Origin of the sequence: Marinobacter sp., from assembly GCF_048259445.1 — a bacterium.
Taxonomy (GTDB): Bacteria; Pseudomonadota; Gammaproteobacteria; order Pseudomonadales; family Oleiphilaceae; genus Marinobacter.
The window spans coordinates 1-7,037 of the sequence record NZ_JBLXHQ010000052.1 but is presented as its reverse complement, the minus strand read 5'-3'; the positions used below and the strand labels follow the sequence as shown (position 1 = coordinate 7,037).

Annotated in this window: 10 protein-coding genes; all 10 read right to left on the bottom strand. The window is 53.2% G+C overall.

What is annotated here, in order from left to right; genetic code table 11:
• Positions 1 to 27: 27 nt before the first annotated feature.
• Positions 28 to 477 carry a phage tail terminator protein gene (gene gpU, locus ACN0RL_RS19490; protein ID WP_417519833.1) on the bottom strand — a complete coding sequence of 150 codons (450 nt, stop codon included), beginning with the start codon at positions 475 to 477 and terminating at the stop codon, positions 28 to 30.
• Positions 467 to 1,096: a phage tail protein gene (locus ACN0RL_RS19485; protein ID WP_417519831.1), complete on the bottom strand. Its 630-nt coding sequence runs from the start codon at positions 1,094 to 1,096 to the stop codon at positions 467 to 469. Before ACN0RL_RS19485 ends, gpU begins: the two co-directional genes overlap by 11 nt.
• The gene (locus ACN0RL_RS19480; protein ID WP_282476484.1) at positions 1,093 to 1,383 is read right to left on the bottom strand and encodes a head-tail joining protein; all 291 of its coding nucleotides are present in this window, start codon (positions 1,381 to 1,383) and stop codon (positions 1,093 to 1,095) included. The genes ACN0RL_RS19485 and ACN0RL_RS19480 overlap by 4 nt, the downstream gene beginning before the upstream one ends.
• A 2-nt stretch (positions 1,384 to 1,385) precedes the next feature.
• Positions 1,386 to 1,898: a hypothetical protein gene (locus ACN0RL_RS19475; RefSeq protein WP_417519829.1), complete on the bottom strand. Its 513-nt coding sequence runs from the start codon at positions 1,896 to 1,898 to the stop codon at positions 1,386 to 1,388.
• Positions 1,899 to 1,956: 58 nt separating this feature from the next.
• Positions 1,957 to 2,997 carry a major capsid protein gene (locus ACN0RL_RS19470; protein ID WP_417519827.1) on the bottom strand — a complete coding sequence of 347 codons (1,041 nt, stop codon included), beginning with the start codon at positions 2,995 to 2,997 and terminating at the stop codon, positions 1,957 to 1,959.
• Positions 2,998 to 3,036: 39 nt separating this feature from the next.
• Positions 3,037 to 3,375 carry a head decoration protein gene (locus tag ACN0RL_RS19465; RefSeq protein ID WP_417519825.1) on the bottom strand — a complete coding sequence of 113 codons (339 nt, stop codon included), beginning with the start codon at positions 3,373 to 3,375 and terminating at the stop codon, positions 3,037 to 3,039.
• A gap of 10 nt (positions 3,376 to 3,385) precedes the next feature.
• Complete coding sequence (locus tag ACN0RL_RS19460) at positions 3,386 to 4,744, bottom strand: S49 family peptidase (protein ID WP_417519823.1); 1,359 nt, start codon at positions 4,742 to 4,744, stop codon at positions 3,386 to 3,388.
• Entirely contained in the window at positions 4,737 to 6,296 is a 1,560-nt protein-coding gene (locus tag ACN0RL_RS19455) for a phage portal protein (RefSeq protein WP_417519821.1), read from the bottom strand. The genes ACN0RL_RS19460 and ACN0RL_RS19455 overlap by 8 nt, the downstream gene beginning before the upstream one ends.
• A complete protein-coding gene (locus ACN0RL_RS19450; protein WP_417519819.1) occupies positions 6,296 to 6,505 on the bottom strand; it encodes a phage head-tail joining protein in 210 nt (69 codons plus the stop codon). The genes ACN0RL_RS19455 and ACN0RL_RS19450 overlap by 1 nt, the downstream gene beginning before the upstream one ends.
• On the bottom strand, positions 6,502 to 7,037 hold a 536-nt coding region (locus tag ACN0RL_RS19445), incomplete at its 5' end, for a terminase gpA endonuclease subunit (protein WP_417519817.1). The genes ACN0RL_RS19450 and ACN0RL_RS19445, both read right to left, overlap by 4 nt.

The window sequence follows — 7,037 nt, the reverse complement described above, 5'->3', positions numbered from 1 at the left end:
TGGAGAGATCAGTGATTTCACTCATCGTTAAACCTCTTCGTTGTATTCCACATTAAAAATAAGATCGAGCATCCCCCATGGCTGCTCGTCATCTCGCACATAGTCAAAACCACTCCGATTACAGTTCTCCAGCAAACCGGCGGCACTGTAATGCTGACCAATCACCTTGAGGACAGCCTGTCCTAACGCATCTAAATCAGCATCCACATCGGTGTCTGCGACCAGATACACACGCACGATCATCTTGGCTGACCAGGTAATCTCGCTCATCGAGCTTGCGCCTGGTTCGCCGTCACCCAAACTGACGGCGATAGCCGGGATGTCTCCACCCTCGTCATAAATGCTGCTTTCGGGCACATTGATGTACGCCGGAAAGCCGTCAAAAAAGGTGGCTATCGTCGGCTCACCATCGGGTGGGTTCAACTTGGCTTTCAAGTCACTGATGACTTGCTGTCGGATCTGACGGTTAATTTCCACGAACGGCTCCTCGTCTCACGACCAAACGAACTTGATGCTGCATCGCACTGGCCAGCTCTTTGGGCATGTCAGATTTCATTAAACGCGCGCTGTGACGCTCAAACGCACTGGTGATTTCAGCAGACACCGGCACCTTACACACCTGAATCGGATAACGGCGGTCGCTGGTGCGCTGCATGATGTGCCAGCGACCATTTTTCAACTGCTGGATAAACGCGTTCTCAAACTTATGGCGACCGACCACAATCGCGGTATTTCCAGAGAGTGTCCGTTTGGCAAATCGTCCCCGCTCACCCCGCACCGCGCTGCTGACCTGCATACGGCCCTTTTTACGCTTAACCTGCGTACGGGCCGTACCGATAGAAATGGCGGGTAAGTCGTTACGACGTACCCGCACATAAGCCACCGGGCGCTTAGCAGAAGCCCGGCGAACAGTGGCCCTTGGTTTGATGACTTTTTGCGTGACTTTGATGGCTTTCGCTGCATCTTTGATTGAGTAGACCACCGCCCTTGTGGCGACGCGGTTAATCGCCATAGCGCTGGCGCGCGGTACCGCTGATTTTTGCAGGCCAGCCAGGTTTTTAACCGCAAGGGCTAATTGATCATCAATCGCGCTCATAACACCACCACCGTCTCGCCGTCTTCGTAGTAAGGGCCACTGGTTACTTTGGCTATTTTCCCGCTGGCAACGAATTCGATCTGGTCATTACGCTTCACCCGGACATTATCCGTGCGGCGAAATTTCAGACGGCTGACCCGGCCAGACATGGCATCAAACTCGTTGATGTTTTCGTCATAAATGGCCGTGACTGAATCCCCGCCATTTATACGAACCTCAACCCCCATGGTCTGATAAATGGCGTGGTCTGCGTCATCCATCAACCGATCAAACTCGCTATCAAACATGGTTAGCCCTTCATGCTGGCAACAAAAGCCGCCACACCGGCATCAACCGCATCCATGGCCGCTTGTTCGTCCAGGTACTTTTCCTGACCTTGCAGCACAATGGCCGTTTGACCGTGTGAGCGGCACTGGAATGTTTTGAGGGCATGAACCAGCAGATCGCCGGCATCGTCTGTTTTCACTTCCGGAACCGGACCATCTTCAGTCAGAGTGGATCCGTCCGGGAGCAGACCTGACGTAACCAACACATCCGTTTGAGCCGATGCCGGACCCGCTGCCGTTGTGCCTTCCGGTGTTTCTTCACCGGCAGTATGGTTAAGGAGAGGATCTGACGATGTGGTGGTCGCTCCTGATTGAACATTCTCATCACTCCCGTCGTCTGGTAGCAGTGCTTCAAGCTCATCAATGATGGTATTGAGCTGAGCTTCCGTCGTTTTGTCGGTGTATTTTGGCTCGGTGATGCCCAGCTCTTGGCAGAGTTCATCGATACGCTTTTGCAGTAGTTGTTTCTTACTCATGGGACCTTCCAAAAAAAATGGGGCCATGGCCCCATTGTGTTCGATTCAAACCGAGCGATTACTCGGCCACTTTCACCACCACGACGTGATTCACGTCGATCATGTACATGGCTGGCGCAGATTCCGTTTTGGTGTAACGGATTTCCGGGTCACCATTTTCGGTCCAGTCTTTGACATAGCGTTCGGCCTCATCCACACCTTCGCGCTGGGCGGAAAGGTCTTGAATCTGACCGTACAAACGCGCACCACGCACCGCCGCATTCGCCAGAACTAGGTGATAATCGCGCTGCACTTTCTTGGTGGCACCATCGCGGTCAGTGTATTCTTCGTTCACCACGATGATGGTGACGTCACCCAACTGACCTTTGATGCTGACGGTTTTACCCAGATCTTTCAGCGAAGTTTCCAGTTCTGACGTTGAGCCGCGACGCGTCTCCAGCTTGTCATTGAACTTCTTAAACTTGCGCATCAGCGCCCAGGTTTTCGGGTCACAAATGAGGGTATTGGTCAAACCATCCGAGTTCGCCGCCCACTCTTCGATGTCGGCTTCAATGTCGTAGGTTTCGAAATCCTGATTGATCCACATCGCTGCACCAATCAGCGTAATGTTGTTGCTGGCGCGGCGACCCGCATCGATTTCATACGGCGTTTCGATAAACTCGCTGTCGATGATAGTTTTGCCGTCATAAACCATTTCCGCACACATCAGCTCTTCACGGTCACGGATTGCCTGCTCTTCCGCTGCCAGGTTCTGCATCACAATCGCATCCTGGCGATCACCGGCGCTCATTTCACCGGTGTATTTCTCACCTGGGCGACGCTTCACGGCTTGGTTGGCGGTGACCTGATGCTTTGATTTCACATAAGCAGGTTTGAACGAGGAAGTGTTGAAACCTTGGTTACGATCAACGGCTGCGCCAATCATGGGTGAGCAAAACACCGCAATCTTGGTTTTATTCGGGATCATGTCCAGGTCGACTTTCTCCGTTGAGAACGTATAGCTTTCACGGAAAAAGAAACGCTGGAAAAAGTTGTCACGACGAATACCGGCTTCATGAATGGCCATCAGTAGTTCGCGTGTAGTGTAGTTATCGGCCATAAGGCTCTCTCTAATCAGAATTCAAAAAAAAGACGACGATTATGCTTCGTCGTCTACATAAATGGCGCTGCCCAGGAACGCGGCACGTTTGGCCTTGTCAGTGTCCACAGATTCCGGCCAGTTCACGGCACTGATGCGAAATCCGCCTTGAAGATACACCGCCTGGCGCTGTTCAGAACCATTGTCGGTGACCGGCTTTGCGGCCATCGCAGTGGCTTTCCCCGGTGTGCCGTCCCACACCACCAACGTGGCGTTGTTAGTTTCATCCTGCATCAGAGGCGTCAGCTTGGGAAAAGATTGACCGGCCTTAATCACAACGCGGCCCGTTACCGGAGCACTCAGCAGTGAGTCATCCGGCGTGTATTGAGTGAGTTCCATGAATCAGTCCTTAATCAATGTGTGAATAAGATGCCGCCAGGCGGCTAATGTTTTTCTGCTCTTCCGACGCTTCACCGGTACCCACATCCTGACCTAACTGCTGACCATGCTCGGCACCAATCGCGGCCAGCGCCGCATCGTTACCGGTTGGTGTGCCCGGTCCGGCTGCAGCCAGCAAGGTCTTGGCCATATCGACAGAGATATTGGCATTTTTAGCCAGCTCCATAGCCAAACCTTGGTTCGCTTGCGCTCCCGGCAAAGACAAAATACCCATGCAGCGGTCACGCTCTTGGTTCGCGGCACTTGCGGCCATGGCCGCAGCATCTTGCGATGGTGCGGAAGGTTGGGTTTCACCCGTATCAATCGTGGCTTGTTGCTCCGGCTGTTGAGTTGTTGGTTGGGTTTCCGCTGGCTGAGAGGCCGAGGCGGAAGAGTTATTTGTTGCAACCGTCATAGCGGCTCCCATATCGACTGTTGTTGAGTTTTTCTTGAAGTGTTCAGACATCATCTGAACTGCGTCGAGGCCGTTCACGACTTCATTGGCAAAACCAATCTCCACCGCGTCCTGTCCCTCATAGGTTTGTGCTTCGGTATTGAGCACCTGATTAACATCGATGCCCATATATCCGGCGGCTTTGTTGGCAAACGTCTGACGATTCGCCTCCAGTTCTTTTTGCCATTTCTCACGAACATCCTTTGGCAAGGCCGCGTAAGGATTGCCGTCAGCCTTATGACTGCCTGCCGTGAGCAAGGTGATTTCAATCCCCTCCTGCTCGAGCATCTTTTCGACGTTGGTGTGTGCGGCAATGACGCCCACTGACCCGGCCACACCGGTTTGAGTAATCAACCGGCGGGAGCAAGCCGAAGCAATCATCTGCCCGGCGCTGCAGTGCATGTCATAACCCAATGACCAAATCGGTTTGATACTGCGGTACTGAGCAATCTTGTCGGCCAAATCGAAACACCCGGCGACCATGCCGCCTGGCGTGTCCATATCCAGCATGATGGCTTTTACTTCCTGGTCGTACACCGCCTGAGTCAGTCGATGCATGATGCCGTCATACCCGGTCATGCCTGACATGGGCTGGATGTATCCGTACTTGTGTACCAGTGAGCCACTGATTGGGATGATCGCAATTCCATTAATGACCTGATAACTCCGGTCATTTGAACGCCGGGGATTGTAGGATGCGGCCTCTTTTTTCAGGTCCGCACTCATCAAGACGTTGCCGTCCATATCGGTCAGCTTGTGAACATTGCCAAGGCGCTGGCTTAACGCCGAAAAGAACGTGCGCGCATAACCGGCTTCTAATGCCAGAGGCCGGTTGAACACCATCGTGATTAAATTGAGATGTGATCCGTTATTCATTGCTTCCCTCGGGTTGGTTATCCGGTGCCAGAGCCTGCAATCGCATCCAGCTTGGTGGCGGCAAGCCTTGTTTTTTCCGCTCTTTCATTTCAGCGACCTGCTGCTCAAACACTTCCTGATAATCCTCGCCCATCTGTGCCAGCTCTTTCTCGTAAGTGGATAGCCCACTGTCGATTTTCAGCACAGCCTCTTTCACTTCTTTCAGGCCATCAATGGCCAGACGACCAGAGCCAATCCAGTCCGATTTGGTCCAGGCATGGCGGCGCTCCCAAAAGGTAAAACGTGCTTTTCGAGGCAACGTGATGTATCCGCGTAGGATCATTTCTTCAAAAATGAGCGCAAAAATCTGGCTGGCGAACCGGTTAGCGATGATTTTTCGTCGCCCCATGAAGTAGCGCCATGAATCGTTGTGAGCGGCGCGAATGGTGCTGTAGGACATCTGCGAGTAGTTGCGGGACAGCTGAGCGTAATCAACGCCGGTACCGGCGGCGATATAACGCAGAATCGACTGCTCCAGAGCAGAAAATCCGTTGTCCGCATTACCGGCACTGTGCAGGTTGATTTTATCGCCTGGCATCAGGTGAGGCAGTTTGACCCCGTTGAACTTGATTTCGTTGGCTGAGTAATACTCACCATACGTCATCAGCATTTTCTCGATGGCACCATTTTGAGTGTCCGCTCCAAACAGAAACTCCATCGCTTGATCTGATCCCAACTCCGACTCAATGCTGGCCGCGTACATCGCATTCACGACCGCACGTTGCAACGTGGTGTTTTGCAGCGTATCGAGCATTTTTAACTGCTCAAGGCTGGACATGAACCGGTTTACGCCGCGTGTCTGACCACCCTCGACCGGCTCAAAAATATGAATGAATCCGGCACGGCCAGAACGGTTGGTTTTGGCAATGCGCCGCCAGGTTTTCATCAGGCCAAAGTTATCCGCGCCTTCCTCGACGTAAAATGCCACCGGCGCACCATGCCGGTTAAGCTCCACGCCGCCTCGGCGCTCCGGCCGATCCATGGCATGGTTAGGGTTAGTGACTTTACGCGGTGATACCATGCGAATCGCGGTCGAAAATGGTGAGTGCCGGTCGTTAATCCATTCCGGTTTCGCCATAATGTCGCCGGTCATGGCATGCGTTTCCACCGACTCACGCATCATCATAGTGAACGTGCGGCGACGTTCGGCATCAATGAAGCAACCAGGGTCTTCGGCAATGTCACGAAATATCGCCTCCACCTCCTGCACAAACCCTTTGTCCGGTTTAATGCCAAGCAGGCGCCAGTTCGGTTTGTAACTCAGGCGAAATTCAGACCCGATGATGTGGTCTTTGTGCAGCTGAATACCGTTAGCCGCGATGCCATTGTTGCGTACCACGTCATCGGTTCGGGCGTTGGCCTGCTTCATCACTGGCAGCAAGGCCGCATCCGTGGATTTTGACGGTGGATTCCACCCTTTCAACTGCCCACCGAACCCGACCCCGCCAGCTCTGAACACCGATTCTCTGAGTGGTGTTTGACCATCTGCGGCCAGTAATCCGGTGTGTTTCATCAGAATCCCACTCCTGCTGGTCGGCGGCGGCGCGCATTGGTGATACCAAGTTGCGACCTCAAGTCGTCAATGTAAGCGCGTAGCTCATGGATATTGGCCCGGTTGTAATCAACCCGGCGGTCCCCTTTTTGGATGCTCACGGCCAGTGAGCCAGTTTGCAGCCGGTGATACGCGCTTTCCGCTTCACTCAGCCTTTCTTGTAAAGTCATGCTCCACCTTTAAGACGTGCCGCTAACTCAGCAATGCTGCTGGCTTTGGGCGTTGATTTGACTGGTTCAGGGGCATCCAATACCAGTCCGAATTTTTGCACCAGGATATTTAATGCGGCATAGGCGTAGTTCCAGCCATCCAACGCTTCATCGTATGCGTGATACTGTTTCACCCAGCGCCAGACAGTGCGGTTGTTTTTGTCGTATTCGAGTTTCTTGTTGGCAGAGCAGAGCTGCTTGAAAAACTCATCACCAGCAATCTCATCATCCAGCGGGAAATGAACACAACCAGGCACCGGTTCGGTGCCGTTCGGGGCGATGGACAACCGGCTGTAAAGCCGCTGCTTAATGCCATCGGTACCGAGTCGGGTCAGATACACTTTCTTGGCGTTTTTCTTGCGCGGGAAGTTTTGAATCGGCTTACCATATTGGTTCTCACCCTGGATAGGGATCACCCACATCACGCCATGGCGGCGGCTCATTTCATAAACGTCATCCGTTTTATGGCCCATGGCATCCCAGCACCACAGCC

Excerpts from the sequence above, each read along its gene's own strand:
- ACN0RL_RS19485 (WP_417519831.1), bottom strand. The coding sequence starts at position 1,096 with ATGAGCGCGATTGATGATCAATTAGCCCTTGCGGTTAAAAACCTGGCT.
- ACN0RL_RS19480 (WP_282476484.1), bottom strand. The coding sequence starts at position 1,383 with ATGTTTGATAGCGAGTTTGATCGGTTGATGGATGACGCAGACCACGCC.
- ACN0RL_RS19475 (WP_417519829.1), bottom strand. The coding sequence starts at position 1,898 with ATGAGTAAGAAACAACTACTGCAAAAGCGTATCGATGAACTCTGCCAA.
- ACN0RL_RS19470 (WP_417519827.1), bottom strand. The coding sequence starts at position 2,997 with ATGGCCGATAACTACACTACACGCGAACTACTGATGGCCATTCATGAA.
- ACN0RL_RS19465 (WP_417519825.1), bottom strand. The coding sequence starts at position 3,375 with ATGGAACTCACTCAATACACGCCGGATGACTCACTGCTGAGTGCTCCG.
- ACN0RL_RS19460 (WP_417519823.1), bottom strand. The coding sequence starts at position 4,744 with ATGAATAACGGATCACATCTCAATTTAATCACGATGGTGTTCAACCGG.
- ACN0RL_RS19455 (WP_417519821.1), bottom strand. The coding sequence starts at position 6,296 with ATGAAACACACCGGATTACTGGCCGCAGATGGTCAAACACCACTCAGA.
- ACN0RL_RS19450 (WP_417519819.1), bottom strand. The coding sequence starts at position 6,505 with ATGACTTTACAAGAAAGGCTGAGTGAAGCGGAAAGCGCGTATCACCGG.